We start from the raw sequence: 22335 nt of genomic DNA, 5'->3' as shown, positions 1-22335 counted from the left end.
CTCCACCGCTGGTACGCGATCGAAAGCAATCACGCTGTAACTCTGCGCGGCCAGGCATTCGTTGGACACGGGCGATTGTGGGAATGGTGCAGCAACTGCCACACGTACGAGCATTACCCCGACGGTTACGTACCCGACTGGTGGAACCCTCCCTATGAAGTTGATAAGCCCCTCTTGCGTTATGACCCTGGCCCCATCGAGGAGGCACGATTCGCTGCTGACGAGCCCACGTAGTGCCGCGTCCGGGCCACGGGGGAGGTAAACCTTCCGCCGCAGGTCGATGAAATACCGAAGGCCATGGAATACGAAAAGGCCCGGTATCGGAAGATCCCGGGCCCCTTCTCAGTGCGACGTCCTGCTTACCGCGCCGCGTCCGGATGCACGGCCTCCGTCACCGGACGCCCCTCCACCACCTTCGACTCCACCGGCTTCCGGAGCTGGATGTTCAGCTCACGCAGGCGGGTCTCCTCCAGTTCCGTGGGGGCGCCCATCATGAGGTCCTGGGCGTTGCCGTTGAGGGGGAAGGCGATGGTTTCGCGGATGTTGGGCTCGTCCGCGAGGAGCATGACGATGCGGTCCACGCCCGGGGCGATGCCGCCGTGCGGCGGGGCGCCGAACTGGAAGGCGCGGAGCATTCCGGCGAACTCGGTCTCGACGGTCTCGCGGGAGTAGCCCGCGATCTCGAAGGCCTTGAACATGATGTCGGGCTCGTGGTTCCGGATCGCGCCGGAGGAGAGCTCGATGCCGTTGCAGACGATGTCGTACTGCCAGCCGAGGACGTCCAGCGGGTCCTGGGTCTCCAGGGCCTCCAGACCGCCCTGCGGCATCGAGAACGGGTTGTGCGAGAAGTCGATCTTCCCGGTCTCCTCGTCCCGCTCGTACATCGGGAAGTCCACGATCCACGCGAAGCGGAAGACGTTCTCCTCGAACCGGCCGGCGCGCTTGGCGGCCTCGACCCGGACCGGGCCCATGATCTTGGAGACCTCGTCGAACTCGCCCGCGCCGAAGAAGACGGCGTGGCCGGGCTCCAGGCCCAGGCGCTCGGTGAGGACCTTGACGTTCTCCTCGGTGAGGAACTTGGCGATCGGGCCGGTCAGGGCGTTGCCCTCGCCGACGCGGATCCAGGCCAGGCCCTTCGCGCCGAGCGAGATCGCGTAGTCGCCGAGGCCGTCGAAGAACTTGCGCGGCTGGTCGCCGGTGTCCGGGACGGCGAGCGCGCGGACGTGCTTGCCGGCGAACGCCTTGAACTCGGAGTGCGCGAAGACGTCGGTGAGGTCGACCAGTTCGAGCGAGGTGCGCAGGTCCGGCTTGTCGTTGCCGTACTTCAGCATCGACTCGCGGAACGGGATCCGCGGGAACGGCGAGGTGACGTGGCGGCCGCCGCCGAACTCCTCGAAGAGCTCCGTCATGAGCTTCTCGATCGGCTGGAAGACGTCCTCCTGCTCGACGAAGCTCATCTCGACGTCGAGCTGGTAGAACTCGCCCGGCGAGCGGTCCGCGCGGGCGTCCTCGTCGCGGAAGCAGGGCGCGATCTGGAAGTAGCGGTCGAAGCCCGAGATCATGAGCAGCTGCTTGAACTGCTGCGGGGCCTGCGGCAGCGCGTAGAACTTGCCCGGGTTCAGGCGGGACGGGACGACGAAGTCGCGGGCGCCCTCGGGGGAGGTCGCGGTGAGGATCGGGGTCGCCATCTCGTTGAAGCCGAGGGCCACCATCTTGGAGCGGATGGCGGCGATGACGGCCGAGCGCAGCATGATGTTGCGGTGCATCCGCTCGCGGCGCAGGTCGAGGAAGCGGTACTCCAGGCGCCGCTCCTCGTTGACGCCGTCGTCGGCGTTGATGGTGAAGGGGATCTGCTGGGCGGCGCCCAGGATCTCGACCTCGGCGACCTCGACCTCGACCTCGCCGGTGGGAAGCTCGGCGTTGACGTTCTCGGCGCCGCGCGAGACGACCCGGCCGTCGACACGGACGACGGACTCCTTGGTCAGCTTGTCGAGCGCCTCGTACGCGGGGGTGCCGGGCCGGGCGACGAGCTGCGTGATGCCGTAGTGGTCGCGCAGATCGATGAAGAGGATGCCGCCCAGGTCGCGCCGATTGTGCAGCCAGCCGCTCAGCCGGACGTCGGTGCCGACGTCAGAGGCGCGGAGCTCGCCGCAGGTGTGGGACCTGTACCGATGCATCGTCGTTCATCCAGTCTTCGGGATCGATGGTGAAGGGCTTGACGGTGTCAAGGTTTCCCAGCCTACCGGCCGGGCCGTGATCGCTCTTCGGACACCGTCGGTGGCGGCCCGCGGTCCGATATTCATAAAGTGGGGCAATGCGCACCGAGGACGTCCTGGCCGCGATCGCGACCGGCCTGTGGCGCTGGGACAACGCGTCCGGGACCGTTTCGCTCGACGCCGAGGCGGCCCGGCTGCTCGGGCTGCCCGCCGAGCCCGTACGGCTCAGCGAGGCGGCCGTGCGCTCCCGCTTCCACCCGGTCGACTGGAACGAGATCGACGGCGTGGTGAACCTCGCCGTCGCCGAGGAGACCCTCGCCGAGTCCCGGCTGCGGATCATGGACGAGCACGGACGGGTGATCCGTACGGTACGGAGCCGGTCCAAGCCGCTGGTCGAGGGGAACGACTACCAGCTGGTCGGCACCCTCCAGGAGGTCGCCGAGCAGCCGCCGGGCACCGCCGTCCGCACCCCGGTCACCGGCGACTGGCGCCGTTCCCGCGAGGCCTTCCTGCTCGACGCGGGCCGGGCGCTCGCGGAGGCGCGGTCGACGGCCGAGGTGCTGCGGGTGGCCGCCTCCCTGTCCATGCCGGGCTTCTCGCCGGACGGCCTCGCCGTCTTCGGGGTCGCGGGCGACCGGCTGACGATCATCGGGCACCACGGGCAGAGCCACGACGACGAGGGGCCCTTCGCGTCGATGTCGCTCGACACCGACTATCCGGCGGCCGAGGTGGTCCGCACGGGCCGGGCGATCTACCTGCCGTCGCCCGAGGAGTACCTGCGCCGCTTCCCCGTCACCTGGCCGCTCGCCCGGCGCTTCGGGCGCCGCTCCTGGGCCTTCGTGCCGCTGGTCGTCGCCGGGCGCACGCTGGGCGCCTGGATGGCGGCCTTCAAGCACCCGGTGGTCTTCACGCCCGACGAGCGCTCGGTGCTGACGACGGTGGCGCGGATGCTGGCGCAGGCCCTCGCACGCGCGGGCGTGGCCGAGTCGGAGCGCGAGCTGTCGCTCGGCCTCCAGCGGACGATGATGCCGGTCCTGGGGCCGGGGATCCCGGGGATCCGGGTCGCCGCCCGGTACGTGCCGACCGGCGGCGGGCTCCAGGTCGGCGGCGACTGGTACGACATGATCCGGCTGCCCGGCGGCGCCTCGCGTCCCGGCGGGAACGGGGGCGGCGCGGGCCGGATCGCCCTGGTCATCGGGGACGTGCAGGGGCACGACGTGCGGGCGGCCGGCCTGATGGGGCAGCTGCGGATCGCCCTGCGCGCGTACGCCTCCGAGGGGCACCGGCCGGACGCGGTCCTCTCCCGGGCCTCGCGCTTCCTGTACGGGATCACGGACGGCGAGGACGGGGAGGGCGACGGCGGCCCGCGCTTCGCGACCTGTCTGTACCTGGAGGTCGACCTGGAGACGGGGACGGTGGACATCGCGCGGGCGGGGCACCCCGACCCGGCGGTGCGGACGAACGACGGGACGGTGCTGCTGCGGCCCACGGCCGGCGGGCTGCCCCTCGGCATCGTCCCCGACACCGACTACCCCACCACCCGGATCGCGCTCGACCCCGGCGAGACCCTGATGATCTGCACCGACGGCCTCCTGGAGACCGGCGGGCACGACCTGGACACCGGCTGGGAGCGGGTCAGGAAGCTCCTGGAGGCCCATGACGGCGAGGACCTGGAGGACCTCGCCGACACCCTCGTGGAGGCCGTCCACGGCCCCGGTTCGCACCACACCACGGGCCCGCTCGCGGACCGGCGCGAGGACGACATCGCCGTCCTGCTGCTCTCCCGCCGCCCCGCCGGATCCGTACGGGAGAGCCCGCGCCGCACCCTGATGACGATCGCCCAGGCGGAGCCGGAGCGGATCGCGGAGGCCCGGGAGCAGGTGCGGCAGCTGCTGCACGACTGGTCGGACGGGGACCAGCTCGACTCGGCGGTCCTGATGGTCTCCGAGATGCTCACCAACGTCCTCGTCCACACGGACGGCGACGCGCTCCTGGTCGCGGAGGTCGTCTGCGGCGAGAGGTCCCGCCGGCTGCGCGTGGAGGTCTCCGACACCAGCGACGAGCTGCCGCACCGGCGCCAGCCGGGCGAGATGGCGTCCAGCGGGCGCGGCCTGGTCCTGATGGAGATGCTGGCGCACGCGTGGGGCGTCGACCCGCGCGGCGAGGGCAAGGCGATCTGGTTCGAGCTGGACGAGGCGGGGGCGGGGGAGGACCACGAGGACCACGAGGACCACTGTGACCAGGCCTCGCCGGGCCAGGACCCGCCGGGCCAGATCCCGCCGGGCCAGGCTCCGCCCGGCTGAGTCCCGCCGAGCCAGACCCGTCCGGCTAGGCCCCGTCCGCCCGGCCCCCGTCCGGCGCCTCGGGACCGTCGCCCGAGCCGTACCGTCCCCGCAGCTCCCCCAGGACCCCCGTCGCGGCGGCCGTCAGGGGGACGGCCAGGAGCATTCCGAGGATGCCGGCGACGGAGGCGCCGGCGGTGATCGCGAGCATCACGGCGGCCGGGTGCATGTGGACGGTCCTGCTCTGCACCATGGGCTGGAGCAGGTGCCCCTCGATGACCTGGACGGCGAGGACGACGCCGAGCGCCCACAGGGCGATGACGAAGCCCCGGTCCGCGAGGGCGACGAGGACCGCGACCGCGCCGGAGAGGAAGGCGCCGAGGTAGGGGATGTACGCGGTGACGAAGACGAGCGCCGCGAGCCCGACCGCCCCGGGCACGCGCAGCACGAGCAGCCCGATGCCGATGAGGGTCGCGTCGACCAGGGCGATGAAGGTCGTGCCGCGCATGAAGCCCTCAACGGCCTCGAAGGCGCGGCGCGCCATGGCCTCGACGGTGTCCCCGGTCGTGCGCGGGACGAGGGAGCGCAGGGCCCCGGCGGCCCGGTCGGAGTCGCGCAGGAAGAAGAAGATGAGGAGCAGCGCGAGGACGGCGGTGGCGATGAGCTGGCCGACGACGCTGATGCCGGAGATCACCCCGGAGGCGGCGGTGCCGCCGAACCGTTTGAGCAGGCTCTCGGCGTTCCTGCTGAGGTCGTCGAGGGAGGTCCCGGCCGCGCCGAAGTGCTTCGCGATGTCCTCGGCGGCCTGCCGGAGCGAGGCGACGATCTGGTCGCCGGTGTCGATGAGGGCGGCGACGACGATGTACGTGGCACCGCCGACGACCGCGAGGACGGCGACGACGGTGAGCCCGGCGGCGAGCGATTTCTGGACCTTCATCCGCAGCAGGCGCCGGTAGAGGGGGCCGAGCAGGGCGGTGCCGAGGATCGCGAGCAGGGCGGGCGTGACGGCCGTCTTGAAGACGACGCACAGCCAGATGCCGACGGCGGCGACCCCGGCGACGAGCAGCAGGACGACGCACCAGGCGGCGACCCGGCGGGCGGGTTCGGGAAGGAGCGGTCCGGCGGTGGGCGTCTGCACCCGACCACCGGACCACGCCGCCGGGCGCGCCGTCGCGCGCTGACGGTCCGTACGGGTGACGGCCCGTCAGCGGAGGGGGGCGGGGGCTGGGGTGCGCGCCCCGGCCCCCACCCCCCTGCACTCCTTACTCGCCCATCCCGTGGACCGCCGGGATCGTGCCGAGGCGGCCCGCCTGGAAGTCCTCGAAGGCCTGGCGCAGTTCGGCCTGGGTGTTCATGACGAACGGGCCGTAGTGGGCCATGGGCTCGCGGATCGGGCGCCCGCCGAGGAGGACGACCTCCAGGTCCGGGGTGTTGCCGTCCTGCTTCTCGTCGGCGCGGACGGTCAGGGCGCCCCCCTTGCCGAAGACGGCGGTCTGGCCGGTGTGGACCGGGCGCCGCTCGGCGCCGACGGTGCCGCGCCCGGCGAGCACGTACGCGAGGCCGTTGAAGTCCTCCCGCCACGGGAGGCTGATCTCGGCTCCGGGGCGCAGGGTGGCGTGGATCATCGTGATCGGGGTGTGGGTGATGCCGGGGCCCTCGTGGCCGTCGAGCTCGCCCGCGATGACGCGGAGCAGCGCGCCGCCGTCGGGGGAGGTGAGCAGCTGGACCTGGCCACCGCGGATGTCCTGGTAGCGGGGGGCCATCATCTTGTCGGCGGCCGGCAGGTTCACCCACAGCTGGAGGCCGTGGAAGAGGCCGCCGCTGACGACGAGGGACTCCGGCGGGGCCTCGATGTGGAGGAGGCCGGCTCCGGCGGTCATCCACTGGGTGTCGCCGTTGGTGATGGTGCCGCCACCGCCCTGGGAGTCCTGGTGGTCGAAGGTGCCGTCGATGATGTAGGTGACGGTCTCGAAGCCCCGGTGGGGGTGCCAGGGCGTGCCCTTGGGCTCTCCGGGCGCGTACTCCACCTCGCCCATCTGGTCCATCATGATGAACGGGTCGAGGTACTGGTAGTTGATCCCCGCGAACGCCCGGCGGACCGGGAAGCCCTCTCCCTCGAATCCGGAGGGGGCCGTGGTCACGGCGAGCACGGGGCGGGCCGGGGCGTCGGCGGGGGCGGCGACGCGCGGCAGGGCGAGCGGGTTCTCGACAGTCACGGCGGGCATGGCGGGACCTCCTTGGGCGACCTTGCACGTCCACTTTAGTTGAACGCTGAACTTTCTGCCACCCGGAACGCGGAACGCCCGGCAGACATTCCCCGACTGTCCTGAAGTCGCTCACCCTCGCGGGTGAAGGCCGCCTCTCCGCCCCCGCCCGCTCGGGCACGCTGGCTCCGCCGGGCGGCCCGCCCGGCACCCCGATCCCCCCGAAGGAGCTTGCATGTCGTCCCACCCGGAGAACCTGAAGTACACGAAGGACCACGAGTGGGTGGAGGCGCGGGACGGCGGCCGCGTCCGCGTCGGCATCACCGACTTCGCGCAGAAGCAACTCGGGGACATCGTGTTCGTGGAGACCCCGAAGCCGGGCGAGGGGCTGAAGGCGGGGGAGCCGGTCGGCAACCTGGAGTCGGTCAAGGCGGTCTCCGAGCTGTACGCGCCCCTCGACGGCCGGGTGGCCGCCGTGAACGGTGACCTCGACTCCGACCCCGACCTGATCAACAACGACCCGTACGGCGACGGCTGGATCCTGGAGATCGAACCAGCCGACACGAAGGCCCTCGACGGGCTGCTCAGCGCCGCGCAGTACGAGGAGTACATCGCCGAGGACGCCTCCTAGTAGGGGACGGGACGCGGTCGGGCCCGGCGCCCCCGCCGAGGGGTGCCGGGCCCGACCGCGCCCCGCCCGCGTCAGCCGTACATCCGCCGCATCGCGAAGTCGACCATCTGCTCCACGGCCTTCGCGTCGAAGACCATGCGGTGGTCGCCCTCCATGTCGAGGACGAAGCCGTAGCCGGTCGGCAGCAGGTCGATCACCTCGGCGCCGGTGATCACGAAGTACTTCGACTCCTTGCCCGCGTACCGCCGCAGCTCCTTGAGCGAGGTGAACATGGGGATGACCGGCTGCTGGGTGTTGTGCAGGGCCAGGAAGCCGGGGTTGTCGCCGCGCGGGCAGTAGACCTTGGAGGTCGCGAAGACCTGCTGGAAGTCCTCGGCGGCCAGGGTGCCGGTGGTGAAGGCGCGCACGGCGTCCGCGAGGGAGGGCGGCGAGGGCTCCGGGTAGAGCGGGGCCTGCTGCCCGTAACCGCCCTGCACGCCCCCCTGCATACCGCCCTGCATCCCGCCCTGCTGGGGCGGGATGTACTGCTGCTGGGCGGCACTGCCGTCCGCGTGCTGGCCGTATCCGTACATGCCCCCAGCCTATCGAGCGACGGGGGCCCGCCGGGGGGCCACGGTCCGTACCCTGTCCGTACGTTCGACGACGGGGGGTCGGGACGGGCGGGCCGAGGAGGGTCGGCGCCGCGTGGCTCGCGGCGGGAGCGCTGCTCGCGGCCGTGGGCGGCGGGGTGGTCGCGGTCGGGACCGGGGCGCCCGGCCTGGAGACGCGGACCTTCACCCGGATCGCCTGCCACGAGCAGCGGACGGCCAAGGGCGGGAGCGTGTGGCACTGCTCCGGCATGACCGCCGGGCAGATCGCGGCGGCCGGGGAGGACCTGCGGAGGGCCGCGGAGGACGCCCTGCACGCCCACGACCCCGCGTGGCCCCGCCGCCCCTCCCCGCCCGACCGGCGCACCCGGCTGTCCTTCGTGGACCACGACGGGCGGGAGGACCCGGCCGAGGTGACCGCGACCCGCTTCGGCTCCCGGTGGATCGCCCACGGGGCCGGGGTGGCCGGCACCGGCGCCGCCCTGCTGCTCGCGGGCGCCGGGGCGGGCACGGCGGGGGTCCTCCGGCTGCGGGACGCGCGGGGCGCACGGGGCGCCGGGGGCTCCCGGGACGCCTGAGGAAGGCGAGTCACGTCACAGACGGCCGTCAGGGGTTGCCCTTATTACTGGTGGGTAGCATCATGGTGGAGAGCGTTTTGCTACTCACTGGTACGTGTACGAGGAACCTCCCTCCCCGAGCCTTACGGAGCCGTCGCCATGGGGCACTACAAGTCGAATCTCCGCGACATCGAGTTCAACCTCTTCGAGGTCCTCGGCCGCGACAAGGTGTACGGCACCGGTCCGTTCGAGGAGATGGACGTCGAGACCGCCAAGAGCATCCTCGACGAGATCCGCCGCCTCGCCGAGAACGAGCTCGCGGAGTCCTTCGCCGACGCCGACCGCAACCCGCCGGTCTTCGACCCCGCGACCAACACCGCCCCGGTCCCGGCCACCTTCAAGAAGTCGTACGACGCCTTCATGGAGTCCGAGTACTGGCGCCTGGGCATCCCGGAGGAGATCGGCGGCACCGTCTCCCCGCGCTCCCTGATCTGGGCGTACGCGGAGCTGCTCCTCGGCTCGAACCCGGCCATCTGGATGTACTCCTCCGGCCCGGCCTTCGCCGGCATCCTCTACAACGAGGGCAACGAGGCGCAGAAGAAGGTCGCGCGGATCGCCGTCGAGAAGCGCTGGGGCTCCACCATGGTCCTCACCGAGCCCGACGCGGGCTCGGACGTCGGCGCCGGCCGCACCAAGGCCGTCCAGCAGGAGGACGGCACCTGGCACATCGAGGGCGTCAAGCGCTTCATCACCTCCGGCGAGCACGACATGGAGGAGAACATCCTCCACTACGTCCTCGCCCGCCCCGAGGGCGCGGGACCCGGCACCAAGGGCCTCTCGCTCTTCCTCGTGCCGAAGTACGAGTTCGACTGGGAGACCGGCGAGCTGGGCGCCCGCAACGGCGTGTACGCGACCAACGTCGAGCACAAGATGGGCCTCAAGGCCTCCAACACGTGCGAGATGACCTTCGGCGACCAGCACCCCGCCAAGGGCTGGCTGATCGGCGACAAGCACGACGGCATCCGCCAGATGTTCCTCATCATCGAGTTCGCCCGCATGATGGTCGGCACGAAGGCGATCTCCACCCTCTCCACGGGCTACCTCAACGCCCTGGAGTACGCCAAGGAGCGCGTCCAGGGCACCGACCTGGCGAACTTCATGGACAAGGCCGCGCCCAAGGTCACCATCACGCACCACCCCGACGTCCGCCGCTCGCTGATGACGCAGAAGGCGTACGCCGAGGGAATGCGCTCCCTCGTCCTCTACACGGCCTCCGTGCAGGACGAGATCGCGATCAAGGAGGCGGCCGGCGAGGACGCCAAGGCGCTGCACGGCCTGAACGACCTGCTGCTCCCGATCGTGAAGGGCTACGGCTCCGAGAAGGGCTACGAGCAGCTCGCGCAGTCGCTCCAGACCTTCGGCGGCTCCGGCTTCCTCCAGGAGTACCCGATCGAGCAGTACATCCGGGACGCCAAGATCGACACCCTCTACGAGGGCACCACGGCCATCCAGGGCCAGGACTTCTTCTTCCGGAAGATCGTGCGCGACCAGGGCGCGGCCCTGAACACGCTGTCCGAGGAGATCAAGAAGTTCCTCGCGGTCGGCACCGGCGGCGAGGAGCTGGCCGGCGCCCGCGACGCGCTCGCCAAGGCGGCCGTCGACCTGGAGGCGATCGTCGGCACGATGATCACCGACCTCACCGCCACCGGCGAGGACGTCAAGAACATCTACAAGGTCGGCCTGAACACCACCCGCCTGCTGCTCGCCTCCGGCGACGTGGTCGTCGGCTACCTGCTACTCAAGAGCGCGGCCGTGGCCGCGGAGAAGCTGGCCGCCGGGGCCTCCGGCAAGGACGTCGCCTTCTACCAGGGCAAGATCGCGGCCGCGAAGTTCTTCGCCGCGAACGTCCTGCCGGGCGTCTCCGCCGAGCGCGCGCTCGCCGAGTCGGTCGACGGCTCGCTGATGGACCTGGACGAGGCCGCGTTCTAGGACGCCCCAGGGCGTTCGAGAGCACTTCTCGTCCATACAGGAACGGCTCGTCCCCGGGGAGGGGGGCGGGCCGTTCCCTTTTCCTCCTGCCCGAAAACGGGCTCCCGGAGGGTGATTCACGCCCGGTGCGCGCTTGGTGTGCGCTTGGTGCGCGCCGTCCCGCCGTTCCTGCCCTTCCGGCCCCTCCCGTTGCCCCCCGGTGCTCCTCCGGGGCCCCGTCCCCGCGTCCCGGACCCTGCGTAAGGTGAACCCCATGAGCAGCGCAGCCTCCCGTCCCACCGCCGGCCCCTTCGACCGCGGGCACACCGACGACCTCATGGCCTTCCTGTCGGCCTCCCCCTCGCCGTACCACGCGGTGGCGAACGCGGCGGAGCGACTGGAGAAGGCCGGTTTCCGCCGGGTCGAGGAGACCGCCGCCTGGGACGCGACGAGCGGCGGGAAGTACGTGGTGCGCGGCGGCGCGATCATCGCCTGGTACGTGCCGGAGGGCGCCGCCGCCCACACCCCGTACCGGATCGTCGGCGCGCACACCGACTCCCCCAACCTGCGCGTGAAGCCGCGCCCCGACCTGGGGTCGCAGGGCTGGCGGCAGGTCGCCGTCGAGGTCTACGGCGGCACCCTCCTCAACACCTGGCTCGACCGCGACCTCGGCCTCGCGGGCCGTCTCACCCTCCGCGACGGCAGCCACCGCCTGGTGAACGTGGACCGGCCGCTGCTGCGCGTCCCGCAGCTCGCCATCCACCTGGACCGGCAGGCCAACGACGGCCTGAAGCTCGACCGCCAGCGCCACATGCAGCCCGTCTGGGGCATCGGGGACGTCCACGAGGGCGACCTGATCTCCTTCGTCGCCGCCGAGGCCGGGATCGACGCCGAGGACGTCACCGGCTGGGACCTGATGGTCCACGCCGTGGAGGCCCCCGCCTACCTGGGCCGCGACCGCGAGCTGCTGGCCGGGCCGCGCATGGACAACCTGCTGTCCGTGCACGCGGGCGCCGCCGCGCTCGCCTCCCTCGCGGGCCGCGACGACCTGCCGTACATCCCGGTCCTCGCCGCCTTCGACCACGAGGAGAACGGCTCCGAGGCCGACACCGGCGCCCAGGGCCCCCTGCTCGGCAACGTCCTGGAGCGCTCGGTGTACGCCCGGGGCGGCTCCTACGAGGACCGGGCGCGCGCCTTCGCCGGCACCGTCTGCCTCTCCTCCGACACCGGCCACGCGGTCCACCCCAACTACGCGGAGCGGCACGACCCGACGCACCACCCGCGCGTCAACGGCGGCCCGATCCTCAAGGTGAACGTCAACCAGCGCTACGCCACCGACGGCAGCGGCCGGGCCGTCTTCGCCGCCGCCTGCGAGAAGGCGGGCGTGCCCTGGCAGTCCTTCGTCTCCAACAACGACATGCCCTGCGGCACCACGATCGGCCCGATCACGGCCGCCCGCCACGGCATCAGCACCGTGGACATCGGCGTCGCGATCCTCTCCATGCACAGCGCCCGCGAACTGTGCGGCGCGCAGGACCCGTACCTGCTCGCGAACGCGCTGGTGGCGTTCCTGGAGGGCTGAGGCCGGGGCGGGGCCGCGGGCGAAACATCCGCGAAAGGTCCCGCCCGGCAGGCTCGCCCCCATGCACCGTCATGAGGGTCCGCCGCCGCGGAAGTTCGTCCCGTTCGCCGTCGTCGGCGTGCTCGCCGCCCTGACCGGGGCGGGGCTGCTGATCGGGGAGTACGACGACCGGCCGCCGTGGGGCACGGACATCGCGTACGAGGGCGGCTTCGTCCTGGCCTCCCGGATCCGCGGGTACGACGTGGACGGGTCGCGGACGAAGGCGCTGATCGCCGGGGAGTGCGTGCGGATGGAGCGGGACGGCATGGGCGGCGACCGGGCCGTCCACGACCCGGCCGCCTGGGTGGCGGGCTGCCTGGACGGGGCCGCGGGGCGCCCGTCCAGGAACCAGGGGCTCGTGCGCTAGACGGCCTCGTCCATGCCCGCCAGGATCAGCGGGAGCCGGGAGGCGCCCGCGTCCGTGACCTTCACCGGGACGCCCCAGTCCTGCTGGTGGACGTGGCAGGCCGGGTACTCGTTGGCCGGGTCGTCGTCGCAGGAGGCGGCCATCGCGGAGACGTGCAGGACGCCCTCGGTGAGCTCCGGGTTCAGGTCGAGCTCGCGGAAGAGGTCCGTGCCCGTGCCCTCGCCGCCGAGGAGCAGCTCCGGCGGGGTCGAGGAGACCAGGAGCCGGGTCGAGGGGCCGTAGCGCTCGTCCAGCTTCTGGCCGGTCGGGGCGCGGAAGACGACGTCGAGGCGGAGGCGGCCGGGGGCGACCTCGGTGGCCTCGCGCCGGGTGCGGTGGGCGACCGCCTCGACCCGGACGGCCTCCTCGGGCAGCCGCAGCCGGGTCAGCCGGTGCCGGGCGGACTCGACGACCACGATGTCCCCGTCGACCAGGACCGCGTCGCTCGGCTCGCGCAGATCGGTGGCGAGGGTGGTGACCTCGCCGGTGGCGGGGTCGTAGCGGCGCAGGGCGTGGTTGTACGTGTCGCTGACGGCGACCGAGCCGTCGGGCAGGGCGGTCACGCCCAGCGGGTGCTGGAAGAGCGCCTGGCCGGCGTCGCCGTCGCGGTGGCCGAAGTCGAAGAGGCCGGTGCCGACGGCAGTGCGCACGACGCCGTCCGCGTCGATCCAGCGCAGCGCGCTGGTCTCGGAGTCCGCGATCCACAGCCGGTCGCCGGCGGCCGCGAGGCCGGAGGGCTGCGCGAACCAGGCCTCGGCGGCGGGGCCGTCGACCAGGCCCTCGTTCGTGGTGCCGGCCGCGACCTCCACGGTCCCGGTCTCCGGGTCGTACGTCCACAGCTGGTGGACGCCGGCCATGGCGATCCACACCTTGCCCTGCCACCAGGCGACGTCCCACGGCGAGGACAGGTCGACCTCCAGGGCGGGGCCCGAGGTCGGGGAGCCCTGCCACCACTGCCTGCCGGTGCCGGCGATCCGCTCGATCGCGCCGCTCTCCGGGTCGTACGTGCGCAGGGAGTGGTTCACCGTGTCCGCGACGACGACCCTGCCGTCGGGCAGCGGCGCGAGGCCCTGCGGCTCGCGGAAGACGCCCTCGCCGATGCGGCGCACCACGGTCTCGCCGTCCGCCGCCAGCTCGACGAGCTGGTGCCGGGTGGTGTCGGAGACCAGGAGGTTCCCGGACGGGAGCGCGATCGCCTTGCCGGGGAAGCGCAGGTCGGTGGCGGCGGGCTCCGGCGGCACGTACGGCCCGTCGCCGCGCCGCAGCGTCCCCTTGGCGCCGTGCTCGGCCTCCAGCTCCTCGACCAGGGTCCGGATCGCGTTGGCGTGGCCCTCGCCCGCGTGCTGGGCGACGACGTACCCCTCGGGGTCGATCACGACGAGCGTCGGCCAGGCGCGCACGGCGTACTGCTTCCAGGTCGCGAGCTCCGGGTCGTCCAGGACGGGGTGGTGCACCTCGTACCGCTCGACGGCGTCCACCACGGCCTGGTGCTCGGCCTCGTGCACGAACTTCGGCGAGTGCACCCCGACGATCACCAGGGTGTCGCGGTGCTTCTCCTCCAGGTCGCGCAGCTCGTCGAGGACGTGCAGGCAGTTGACGCAGCAGAAGGTCCAGAAGTCGAGGAGGACGATCTTCCCCCGCAGGTCGGCGAGGGTGAGTTCTTCTCCGCCGGTGTTCAGCCAGCCGCCCTTGCCGATCAGCTCGGGGGCGCGGACACGGGCACGTCGGGGCGCGGGGGTGGGCGCGGGATCGTTCATGGATCCAAGGGTGCCGTACGGGTGGAAAGTGGGGGTCGGGCGGGGGCGGCGGGCGTGTCCGGGGGCGGGTTCCGGGGTGGGGGCCGGTCAGCATGGCGGACATGGAGCACGTGGGCAGATCATCTGACTATTCCGGCTTTCGGGTGAGTGCCGGGTTACTCGTGGCGGTGCTGCTCGCGTCCGCCCTCCTGGAGGGCTCCGGGTGGGCCGGCGGGGTCGGCGACGGAAACCTGCGGCTGTCCGTGACCGTGAACGGCCGGGCCGACAGCGACGTCCGGCCGCCCGAGGTGCGCGTCGGGACGTGGGTCGTGAAGCGGTACCGGCTGCTGAACGTGAGCGAGGCGGACCTGCACCGGGTGCGGGTCCTCGATCCCGGCGCCCCCGCCGGGTCCGTGCGGTGCCCCGCGGTGCTCCCCGCGGCCGAGGAGGCGGAGTGCACGGCCCGCTTCCGGGCCGTGGCGGGCAGGCACGTGCATCCCGTACGGGCCGAGGGCGACGTCCCCGCCCTCCGCACCCGGCTCACCGCGACCGCCCGCGCCGGGTACGCCGGGGTCGCGGGGGCGCTGGGCCTCACCGAGGAGGTGGTGGTCGCCACCCCGGGGACGGGCGGGGGCGGGGCCTCGGCCATCGTGACGTACACCGTCACCAACCGGGGGAACCTCCCCCTCTACACGGTGCGGGTCGAGGACCCCGGGCTCGCCCTCGCGCCCGGGGCGCCCGACTGCGGGGGGCGGGGCGGGACCGTGGCCGTCCTCGCCCCGGACACCTCCGCCTTCTGCCGGACGACCGTACGGCTCCGCCCGGGGACCTACCGGAGCGCCGGCCGCGCCTCCGGGAGCGACCGGGCGACCACGCTCGGGACCGGGGGCGAGCGGGTCACGGCCCCGGTGCTCACGGCGGGGGCCTCGGCCGTCTTCGTGGTGCGGGAGGCGCCGGTGGCGCCTGTTCCGAGGACCCCGGCGCCCGGGGCCCCTGCTGCGGGGTCTTCGGCGGGGGCCGCCGGGGCTTCGGCGGGGGCCGGGGCCGCACCCGCGCCGGGGGCTCCCGGGGCCCTCGCGCGTACGGATACGGGTACGGGGACGGGTACGGGGACGGGTACGGATGCGGCCGGGCGGCCCGCGGCCCCCGCCGCTCCCGGCGCGGGCGCCGCCCCCGGAGCCGTACCCCCGGGGGCCGTGCCGCCCGGAGCCGTACCGCCGTCCTCCGTGTCCCCCGGAGCCGTACCGCCCGCCCCTCCCCCAGGCCTCCGGCGCGCCGCCGGGGTCGACGACGAGGGGTTCCTCGGGCGGGTGCGGCGGCGGGGCCGGGAGGCGGCGGAGTTCGGGGTGGCCACGACGTTGCTGTTGCTCCTGATCCCGGCGGCCGTCGCCGCCGCGCTCCTCGGCAGCCGGAGGAAGTGACCGTGGCCCTGCTCGAAACCCTCGTCGTCGTCCTCGGGGTCGCGTTCGTCGCCGCCCTCTCCGTCTTCGCCAAGACCAGGCTCTTCCCGGTCGGGGAGGACGAGGAGCCGCGCGAGGACGTGGCCGAGTACATCGCCATGATGGTGTCGGTCCTCTACGCCGTCGTCCTCGGCCTCTGCCTGGTCTCCGTCTGGGAGACGCGGTCCGCCGCCGCCGACCACGTCCAGGCCGAGGCGAGCGCCCTGCACCAGACGTACCTGCTCGCGGACGCGCTCCCGCTCGCCCAGCGGCAGCCGGTGCGCGACGCGGCCCGGACGTACGCGAGCCACGTCGTGGACGTCGAGTGGCCCGCGATGGTCGGCCGCGAGCCGCTCGACGCCTCGGGCTGGACGCTGCTCGACCAGCTGCGGCGGGCGGGCGAGGTGACCCGCTCCGACCGGGTGTCCGAGCAGATCGCGGCCCAGGAGCTGCTGGCCCAGCTCGGTTACGTCGACGACGCGCGGCGCGGCCGGGAGGCGGCGGCGCAGGAGCGGCTCTCGCCCGTGCTGTGGACGGGGCTGCTGATCGGCGGCGTGCTGACGCTCGCGTTCATGTTCCTCTTCGGGATCAAGCGGAGCACGACCCACGTGGTGATGGTGATGGGCCTGTCCGGGTTCATCGCCTTCACGGTGCTGCTGATCCATCAGCTCGACTCGCCGTTCGGGGAGATGCTCGGGGCGGGTCCGGACGCGTTCACCCGCTACTTCGGGTGAGAACGCTTCGGGTGAGAACGCCGCTTCGCGTGAGAAGCGGCGCCGACCGGGCAGGAGTAACCGGGTGAAATATCTCGTACGGGACAAGATCTTCGCGATCGGCGACGACTACTGGATCGAGGACGAGGACGGCCGCCACGCCTTCCTCGCCGACGGCAAGGCCATGCGGCTGCGCGACACCCTGGAGCTGAAGGACCCCGACGGGCGGGTCCTGATCACCCTGCGGCAGAAGATGTTCAGCCTGCGGGACGCGATGACGATCGAGCGGGACGAGCGGCCGCTGGCGACCGTCCGCCGCAAGCGGCTCTCGCTGCTGCGCAACCACTACCGGGTGACGCTGGTCGAGGGCACGGAGCTGGACGTCAGCGGCCGGATCCTGGACCGGGAGTTCACCGTCGAGTACGAGGGCGAGCTGCTGGTCCACGTCTCCCGGCAGTGGTTCCGCGTCCGCGACACGTACGCGGTGAACGTGGTCCGGGAGGATGCCGACGCCGCCCTGATGGTCGCGGTGGCGGTGTGCGTGATCCGGATGGCGGAGCGAGAGGACTGACCTCCCGTCAGGAGGCCTCCTTCAGGGCCTGGTCCAGGGCCTGGGCCAGGTCCGTCCACAGGTCCTCGACGTACGCCCCGGCCCCGCGCGGGAGGCCCCCGTCTACGTCCTCAGGTCCGCTTCGGCGGCCTGACGCCCAGGACCCGGTCCTTGAGGGCCGGGAACTCCTCGCGGGTCGTGGCGACCCGGCCGGGGTCGAGCTCGACGCGCAGGACCTCCTCGCCGGGGCCGGCCTCCGCGAGGGTCTCGCCCCAGGGGTCGACGACGATCGAGTGCCCGGCCTGCTCGATGCCCGCGTGGGTGCCCGCGGTGCCGCAGGCCAGTACGTACGCCTGGTTCTCGACCGCGCGGGCCCGGGCCAGGAGGGTCCAGTGGGCGCGGCGGCGGGCGGGCCAGCCGGCCGGGACGACGAAGGCCTGGGCGCCCGCGTCGACCAGACCGCGGAACAGCTCGGGGAAGCGCAGGTCGTAGCAGGTGCCGACGCCGACGGTGAGGTGCGGCAGGTCGACGGTGACCAGGTCCTCCCCGGCGGCCATGAGCACCGCCTCGCCCTTGTCGAAGCCGAAGCGGTGGATCTTCCGGTAGGAGGCGGCGAGTTCGCCGTCGGGGGAGAGGACGAGCGAGGTGTTGTAGAGGGCGCCGGCCTCCGCCTCGACGAAGGAGCCGGCGTGCAGCCAGACCCCGGCGTCCCGCGCGGCCCCGGCCATCGCCCGGTGCGTGGGGCCGTTCAGCGGCTCGGACTCGGCGGCGAAGAGGTCGGACGCGAAGGCGCCGACGGTCCACAGTTCGGGGAGGACGACGAGGTCGGCGCGGCCGGATTCCTCCCGTACGAGGCGGGCCGCGCGGGCGCGACGAGCGTCGACCGGTTCGTCCGGGTCTACCGCGATCTGGATCAGCGAGGCGCGCACACTACCACCGTCCTGGCATTCGAGCCGTCAACACCGGCCTACGATCGTCACACGAAAGCACTGCCGGGGTGCCTTCGGGCAGCGTAACTTAGCGTCCGAGCCTCCCACCCAGTCGTGTTTTCAGCCCGCGCACCGAAGAACCGCCGAGGGGTCCCGTGACCGTCCATCCCAGCCTCCAGAACCACGCCGACGCCTGGACCCACTCCATCGAGGCGATAGCCGAGCTGGTGCAGCCGCTCGTGGAGGGCGAGTGGAACCGGCGGACCCCCTGCCCGGGCTGGTCGGTGCGGGACATCGTGTCCCACGTCATCGGCATGGAGACGGAGATGCTCGGCGACCCCCGGCCGATCCACTCGCTGCCGCGCGACCTCTACCACGTGCGCAGTGACTTCGCGCGCTACATGGAGGTCCAGGTCGATGTGCGGCGGCACCACACGGCGCCGGAGATGACCTCGGAGCTGGAGTACATCCTGATCCGCCGGGCCCGTCAGCTCCGCAACGAGAACCGCTCCCCCGACCATCTGATCCGCGCCCCGCTGGGCGCCGAGCAGACCCTGGAAGCGGCCTACCGGATGCGGGCCTTCGACGTGTGGGTGCACGAGCAGGACCTGCGGACGGCGCTCGGGGTGCCGGGGAACCTGGACTCGCCCGGGGCGCACGTGGTCCGGGACGTGCTCCTGGAGGCGCTGCCGAAGGTGGTCGCCAAGGACGCGGGCGCGCCGGCGTCCTCGGCGGTGGTGTTCGACGTGACCGGTCCGGTGGAGTTCCTGCGGACGGTGCGGGTGGACGCGGAGGGGCGCGGGTCGATCGACGGCGCGCCCTCGCTCGGCCCGGCGGTGACGCTCGCGACGGACTGGGAGACGTACGTGCGGCTGGCCTGCGGCCGGGTCCGGGCGGCCGACGCGGCCGACCGGATCAAGGTGGAGGGCGACGAGCGGCTGGCGTGGGCGATCCTCGACAACTTCGCGGTGACGCCCCGCTGACCCGCCCCCTACACGGGTACGTGCACGGCCTCCACGCGGCTGGCGACGAGCCGTTCCCGTTCGCGGCGGTGGGTGCGGGCCTTGAGGCGCAAAATCTGCACGACGCCGAGGGCTTCCAGGACGAAGACCGAGGAGAACGCGATCCGGTAGTCGTCCCCGGTCGCGTCGAGCAGCACGCCGACGGCGAGCAGCGTCGTCATCGAGGCGACGAAACCACCCATGTTGACGATTCCGGAGGCGGTCCCCTGACGCTCCGGCGGGTTCGCCGGGCGGGCGAAGTCGAAGCCGATCATCGAGGCCGGTCCGCAGGCGCCGAGGACCAGGCAGAGGGTGACGAGCAGCCACATCGGGGCGTGGTCGCCGGGGTACGCGAGGGTGGACGCCCACAGCAGGGCGGTGGCCGCGACCGTGCCGAGGGCGAGCGGGGCGCGGGCCGCGTGGTGGCGGGCGATGATCTGCCCGTACGCGAGGCCGACGACCATGTTCGAGAGCACGACCAGGGTGAGCAGCGTCCCGGCGGTGGACCGCGAGAGGCCCTGCGCCTCGACCAGGTAGGGCAGTCCCCACAGGAGCAGGAAGACCATGGCCGGGAACTGGGTGGTGAAGTGCACCCACATGCCGAGCCGGGTGCCGGGCTCGCGCCAGGACTCGGCGATCTGGCGGCGGACGTAGGCGGCGCCCGCGTGTGCGGCGGGCTGGGGCTCGTACCCCTCGGGGTGGTCCTTGAGGAAGAGCAGCAGCAGGACGAGGACGAGGACGCCGGCGAAGGAGCTGCCGACGAAGGTGGCGGTCCAGCCGAGGCCGTGCAGGGCGCGGGCGATGAAGACGGTGGAGACCAGGTTCCCGGCCATGCCGAAGAGGGCGGCGACCTGGCCGATGAGCGGGCCGCGCCGGGCGGGGAACCAGCGGCTGCCGAGCCGCAGGACACTGATGAAGGTCATGGCGTCGCCGCAGCCGAGGAGCGCGCGGGAGGCGAGGGCCGTGCCGTACGACGGGGAGAGCGCGAAGCCGAGCTGGCCGACGGTGAAGAGGACGACGCCGAGGACCAGGACCTTCTTGGTGCCGAGGCGGTCGACCATGAGGCCGACGGGTATCTGCATCCCCGCGTAGACGAGCAGTTGGAGGATGGAGAAGGTGGAGAGGGCGGAGGCGTTGACGTCGAAGCGTTCGGCGGCGTCGAGTCCGGCGACGCCGAGCGAGGTGCGGAAGATGACGGCGACGAAGTAGACGGCGACGCCGACGCCCCAGACGAGGGCGGCGCGGCGGCCGCCGGGCGGGTCGCCGGGGAGGGTGACGGCGGAGCCGTATCCGTTGCGGTTGCTCACCGGTCCTCACCCCGGACCAGGACCTTGACCCAGCTGAGGTGCTGGCGGACGCAGTGCGCGGCGCCCTCGGCGTCGCCGGCCTTGATGCGGTCGAGGATCTCGGCGTGCTCGGTGATGTTCTTGGCGACGCGGTCGGGCTGGGACTGCATCACGGCGACGCCCATGCGCAACTGGCGGTCGCGGAGCTGGTCGTAGAGCCGGGCGAGGATCTGGTTGCCGGCGTGCTGGACGATCTCGGCGTGGAAGCAGCGGTCGGTGACGGCGACCTCCGCGAGGTCCCCGGCCTCGGCCCGCCGCTTCTGCTCCTCCAGGAGTTCTTCGAGGCGGGTGATCAGCGCGGCGGGGGCGGGCACGGCCCGGCGGACGGCGAACTCCTCGACGAGGAGCCGGGTCTCGACGACATCGGCGATCTCCTGCGCGGAGACGGCGAGGACGAGGGCGCCCTTCTTCGGGTAGAGCTTGAGCAGCCCCTCCATCTCCAGCTTGAGCAGCGCCTCGCGGACGGGGGTCCGCGACACCCCCACGGCCGTGGCGAGTTCGCCCTCGGTCAGGAGGGTGCCCCCCGCGTAGCGCCGGTCGAGTACGGCCTGCTTGACGTGCATGTAGACGCGGTCGGCGGCGGGGGGAGCTGAAGGCATGAACACAGCATAGATACAACAGGGGTGCAACAGAGAGCCCCGTCCGCATCGTGGACGGGGCTCTCTGGCCGTTCATGCCGGTTTCACGTGAAACCACGCGTACCGGGCGCTACGCGTCACGCCCAGGTGATCAGCCGCTTCGGCTGCTCCAGGATCGCGGCGACGTCCGCCAGGAACTTGGAGCCGAGTTCGCCGTCGACCAGGCGGTGGTCGAAGGAGAGGGCCAGGGTGGTGACCTGACGCGGCTTCACCTTGCCCTTGTGGACCCACGGCTGGAGCTTGATCGCGCCGACCGCGAGGATCGCGGACTCGCCGGGGTTCAGGATGGGCGTACCGGTGTCGACGCCGAAGACTCCGACGTTGGTGATGGTGAAGGTGCCGCCCTGCATCGCCGCCGGGGTCGTCTTCCCCTCGCGGGCCGTGGCGACCAGCTCGCTCAGCGACTTCGAGAGCTCGGGCAGGGTCTGGGCGTGCGCGTCCTTGATGTTCGGCACGATCAGACCGCGCGGGGTGGCCGCGGCGATGCCCAGGTTCACGTAGTGCTTGAGGACGATCTCCTGCGCCGCCTCGTCCCAGGCCGCGTTGATCTCCGGGTTGCGCCGGATCGCGACCAGGATCGCCTTGGCGATGAGGAGCAGCGGGTTGACCCGCAGGCCCGCCATGTCCTTGTCGGACTTCAGCTCCTCGACCAGCTTCATCGTGCGCGTGATGTCGAAGGTCACGAACTCGGTGACGTGCGGGGCGGTGAAGGCCGAGCCGACCATCGCCGCCGCCGTGGCCTTCCGCACGCCCTTGATGGGGACGCGGGTCTCCCGGGCGCCGGACGTCTCCGCCGCGGGCGCGGCGGCCGGGGCCGCTGCGGGCGCCGGGGCCTGGGCCGGGGCCGGAGCCGGGGTCTCGACGGCCGGTGCGGGCGCCGGGGCGGCGGCCGCGTGGACGTCCTCACGGGTGATGACGCCGTCCGGGCCGGTCGGGACGACCGTCGCCAGGTCGACGCCGAGGTCCTTGGCGAGCTTCCGGACCGGCGGCTTGGCCAGCGGCCGACCGGCCCCCGCCGCGTGCCCGTTGAGCTGCTCCGGTACGGAGACGACGGCGGGCGCCTGCGGTGCGGGAGCGGCCGGGGCCACGTCCCCGGCCGCCTTGCGGGGGCGCCGCTTGGTGGAGCTGGCGGCCACGCCGTAGCCGACGAGGACCGGCTGGCGGCCCTGCGGCTCGCCCTCCTCCGCCACCGGCTCCGCCGGCACGGCCTGGGCCGCGACGGACTCGGTGACCGGGGCCGCCGGGGCGGGGGGCGCGCCGCCGCCGACGTTCACCGAGATGATGACCTGGCCGACGTCGACCGTCGTCCCCTCGGGGAAGCACAGCTCGTGGACCGTGCCGTCGAACGGGATCGGCAGCTCGACGGCCGCCTTGGCCGTCTCGACCTCGCACACGACCTGTCCGTCGGTGACGGTGTCGCCCGGCTGGACGTACCACTTGAGGATCTCGGCCTCGGTGAGGCCCTCGCCCACGTCGGGCATCTTGAATTCGCGGATCGTCACGGTGCTCTC

Annotated in this window: 19 protein-coding genes; 10 read left to right on the top strand and 9 right to left on the bottom strand. The window is 72.6% G+C overall.

Annotation, left to right across the window (positions count from 1 at the left end):
- Positions 1 to 359 precede the first annotated feature (359 nt).
- A complete protein-coding gene (gene aspS, locus ACIQD7_RS22290) occupies positions 360 to 2177 on the bottom strand; it encodes an aspartate--tRNA ligase (protein ID WP_402443645.1) in 1818 nt (605 codons plus the stop codon).
- Between the two features lie 137 nt (positions 2178 to 2314).
- Between aspS and ACIQD7_RS22285 the strand changes: the two genes are divergently transcribed.
- A complete protein-coding gene (locus ACIQD7_RS22285; protein ID WP_402443644.1) occupies positions 2315 to 4519 on the top strand; it encodes a SpoIIE family protein phosphatase in 2205 nt (734 codons plus the stop codon).
- A 25-nt stretch (positions 4520 to 4544) separates the two neighbouring features.
- Here the strand turns inward: ACIQD7_RS22285 and ACIQD7_RS22280 are convergent, their stop codons facing one another.
- Both ACIQD7_RS22280 and ACIQD7_RS22275 read right to left on the bottom strand, forming a co-directional pair.
- Positions 4545 to 5636 carry an AI-2E family transporter gene (locus ACIQD7_RS22280; protein WP_402443642.1) on the bottom strand — a complete coding sequence of 364 codons (1092 nt, stop codon included), beginning with the start codon at positions 5634 to 5636 and terminating at the stop codon, positions 4545 to 4547.
- A gap of 124 nt (positions 5637 to 5760) precedes the next feature.
- Positions 5761 to 6723 carry a pirin family protein gene (locus ACIQD7_RS22275; RefSeq protein WP_121830929.1) on the bottom strand — a complete coding sequence of 321 codons (963 nt, stop codon included), beginning with the start codon at positions 6721 to 6723 and terminating at the stop codon, positions 5761 to 5763.
- A gap of 214 nt (positions 6724 to 6937) precedes the next feature.
- Between ACIQD7_RS22275 and gcvH the strand changes: the two genes are divergently transcribed.
- The gene (gcvH, locus tag ACIQD7_RS22270; protein ID WP_402443640.1) at positions 6938 to 7333 is read left to right on the top strand and encodes a glycine cleavage system protein GcvH; all 396 of its coding nucleotides are present in this window, start codon (positions 6938 to 6940) and stop codon (positions 7331 to 7333) included.
- A 71-nt stretch (positions 7334 to 7404) separates the two neighbouring features.
- On the opposite strand, the gene ACIQD7_RS22265 is transcribed toward gcvH, so the two are convergent.
- Positions 7405 to 7905 carry an SseB family protein gene (locus ACIQD7_RS22265; protein WP_121830927.1) on the bottom strand — a complete coding sequence of 167 codons (501 nt, stop codon included), beginning with the start codon at positions 7903 to 7905 and terminating at the stop codon, positions 7405 to 7407.
- A gap of 143 nt (positions 7906 to 8048) precedes the next feature.
- Between ACIQD7_RS22265 and ACIQD7_RS22260 the strand changes: the two genes are divergently transcribed.
- From ACIQD7_RS22260 to ACIQD7_RS22245, 4 genes are all read left to right on the top strand, one after another.
- Positions 8049 to 8498 carry a hypothetical protein gene (locus tag ACIQD7_RS22260; protein WP_402443639.1) on the top strand — a complete coding sequence of 150 codons (450 nt, stop codon included), beginning with the start codon at positions 8049 to 8051 and terminating at the stop codon, positions 8496 to 8498.
- A gap of 138 nt (positions 8499 to 8636) precedes the next feature.
- On the top strand, positions 8637 to 10466 hold the full coding sequence (locus ACIQD7_RS22255; RefSeq protein ID WP_121832274.1) for an acyl-CoA dehydrogenase: 1830 nt from the start codon (positions 8637 to 8639) through the stop codon (positions 10464 to 10466).
- Between the two features lie 253 nt (positions 10467 to 10719).
- The gene (locus ACIQD7_RS22250) at positions 10720 to 12027 is read left to right on the top strand and encodes a M18 family aminopeptidase (RefSeq protein WP_402443636.1); all 1308 of its coding nucleotides are present in this window, start codon (positions 10720 to 10722) and stop codon (positions 12025 to 12027) included.
- 61 nt (positions 12028 to 12088) lie between these two features.
- Positions 12089 to 12433: a hypothetical protein gene (locus tag ACIQD7_RS22245; RefSeq protein WP_402443635.1), complete on the top strand. Its 345-nt coding sequence runs from the start codon at positions 12089 to 12091 to the stop codon at positions 12431 to 12433.
- On the opposite strand, the gene ACIQD7_RS22240 is transcribed toward ACIQD7_RS22245, so the two are convergent.
- Positions 12430 to 14229 carry an NHL domain-containing thioredoxin family protein gene (locus ACIQD7_RS22240; protein WP_402443633.1) on the bottom strand — a complete coding sequence of 600 codons (1800 nt, stop codon included), beginning with the start codon at positions 14227 to 14229 and terminating at the stop codon, positions 12430 to 12432. The genes ACIQD7_RS22245 and ACIQD7_RS22240 overlap by 4 nt on opposite strands.
- 143 nt (positions 14230 to 14372) lie before the next feature.
- Here ACIQD7_RS22240 and ACIQD7_RS22235 point away from each other — a divergent pair, with 143 nt between their 5' ends.
- From ACIQD7_RS22235 to ACIQD7_RS22225, 3 genes are all read left to right on the top strand, one after another.
- On the top strand, positions 14373 to 15629 hold the full coding sequence (locus ACIQD7_RS22235) for a hypothetical protein (protein ID WP_402443631.1): 1257 nt from the start codon (positions 14373 to 14375) through the stop codon (positions 15627 to 15629).
- A gap of 2 nt (positions 15630 to 15631) precedes the next feature.
- The gene (locus ACIQD7_RS22230) at positions 15632 to 16381 is read left to right on the top strand and encodes a DUF4239 domain-containing protein (RefSeq protein WP_161372817.1); all 750 of its coding nucleotides are present in this window, start codon (positions 15632 to 15634) and stop codon (positions 16379 to 16381) included.
- 64 nt (positions 16382 to 16445) lie between these two features.
- Positions 16446 to 16931: an LURP-one-related/scramblase family protein gene (locus tag ACIQD7_RS22225; RefSeq protein WP_121832264.1), complete on the top strand. Its 486-nt coding sequence runs from the start codon at positions 16446 to 16448 to the stop codon at positions 16929 to 16931.
- A 110-nt stretch (positions 16932 to 17041) separates the two neighbouring features.
- Here ACIQD7_RS22225 and ACIQD7_RS22220 read toward each other — a convergent pair whose 3' ends face one another.
- Positions 17042 to 17839, bottom strand: a complete 798-nt coding sequence (locus tag ACIQD7_RS22220) for a carbon-nitrogen family hydrolase (RefSeq protein ID WP_121832258.1) — start codon at positions 17837 to 17839, stop codon at positions 17042 to 17044.
- A gap of 155 nt (positions 17840 to 17994) precedes the next feature.
- On the opposite strand from ACIQD7_RS22220, the gene ACIQD7_RS22215 reads away from it, so the two are divergent.
- Positions 17995 to 18822: a maleylpyruvate isomerase family mycothiol-dependent enzyme gene (locus ACIQD7_RS22215; protein ID WP_402443628.1), complete on the top strand. Its 828-nt coding sequence runs from the start codon at positions 17995 to 17997 to the stop codon at positions 18820 to 18822.
- A gap of 8 nt (positions 18823 to 18830) precedes the next feature.
- Here ACIQD7_RS22215 and ACIQD7_RS22210 read toward each other — a convergent pair whose 3' ends face one another.
- The 3 genes from ACIQD7_RS22210 to ACIQD7_RS22200 form a co-directional block, all read right to left on the bottom strand.
- A complete protein-coding gene (locus ACIQD7_RS22210) occupies positions 18831 to 20147 on the bottom strand; it encodes a nitrate/nitrite transporter (RefSeq protein WP_402443626.1) in 1317 nt (438 codons plus the stop codon).
- Entirely contained in the window at positions 20144 to 20785 is a 642-nt protein-coding gene (locus ACIQD7_RS22205) for a GntR family transcriptional regulator (protein WP_402443624.1), read from the bottom strand. Before ACIQD7_RS22205 ends, ACIQD7_RS22210 begins: the two co-directional genes overlap by 4 nt.
- Positions 20786 to 20901: 116 nt before the next feature.
- Complete coding sequence (locus ACIQD7_RS22200; protein WP_402443804.1) at positions 20902 to 22305, bottom strand: dihydrolipoamide acetyltransferase family protein; 1404 nt, start codon at positions 22303 to 22305, stop codon at positions 20902 to 20904.
- Between the last annotated feature and the right edge of the window lie 30 nt (positions 22306 to 22335).

It is taken from the genome of Streptomyces sp. NPDC093071, assembly GCF_044754545.1.
Lineage (GTDB): Bacteria > Actinomycetota > Actinomycetes > Streptomycetales > Streptomycetaceae > Streptomyces.
This window is presented reverse-complemented; position numbering and strand designations above follow the sequence as displayed.

Excerpts from the sequence above, each read along its gene's own strand:
- ACIQD7_RS22255 (WP_121832274.1), top strand. The coding sequence starts at position 8,637 with ATGGGGCACTACAAGTCGAATCTCCGCGACATCGAGTTCAACCTCTTC.
- ACIQD7_RS22250 (WP_402443636.1), top strand. The coding sequence starts at position 10,720 with ATGAGCAGCGCAGCCTCCCGTCCCACCGCCGGCCCCTTCGACCGCGGG.
- ACIQD7_RS22205 (WP_402443624.1), bottom strand. The coding sequence starts at position 20,785 with ATGCCTTCAGCTCCCCCCGCCGCCGACCGCGTCTACATGCACGTCAAG.
- ACIQD7_RS22200 (WP_402443804.1), bottom strand. The coding sequence starts at position 22,305 with ATGCCCGACGTGGGCGAGGGCCTCACCGAGGCCGAGATCCTCAAGTGG.
- ACIQD7_RS22275 (WP_121830929.1), bottom strand. The coding sequence starts at position 6,723 with ATGCCCGCCGTGACTGTCGAGAACCCGCTCGCCCTGCCGCGCGTCGCC.
- gcvH (WP_402443640.1), top strand. The coding sequence starts at position 6,938 with ATGTCGTCCCACCCGGAGAACCTGAAGTACACGAAGGACCACGAGTGG.
- ACIQD7_RS22265 (WP_121830927.1), bottom strand. The coding sequence starts at position 7,905 with ATGTACGGATACGGCCAGCACGCGGACGGCAGTGCCGCCCAGCAGCAG.
- ACIQD7_RS22240 (WP_402443633.1), bottom strand. The coding sequence starts at position 14,229 with ATGAACGATCCCGCGCCCACCCCCGCGCCCCGACGTGCCCGTGTCCGC.
- ACIQD7_RS22285 (WP_402443644.1), top strand. The coding sequence starts at position 2,315 with ATGCGCACCGAGGACGTCCTGGCCGCGATCGCGACCGGCCTGTGGCGC.
- aspS (WP_402443645.1), bottom strand. The coding sequence starts at position 2,177 with ATGCATCGGTACAGGTCCCACACCTGCGGCGAGCTCCGCGCCTCTGAC.
- ACIQD7_RS22245 (WP_402443635.1), top strand. The coding sequence starts at position 12,089 with ATGCACCGTCATGAGGGTCCGCCGCCGCGGAAGTTCGTCCCGTTCGCC.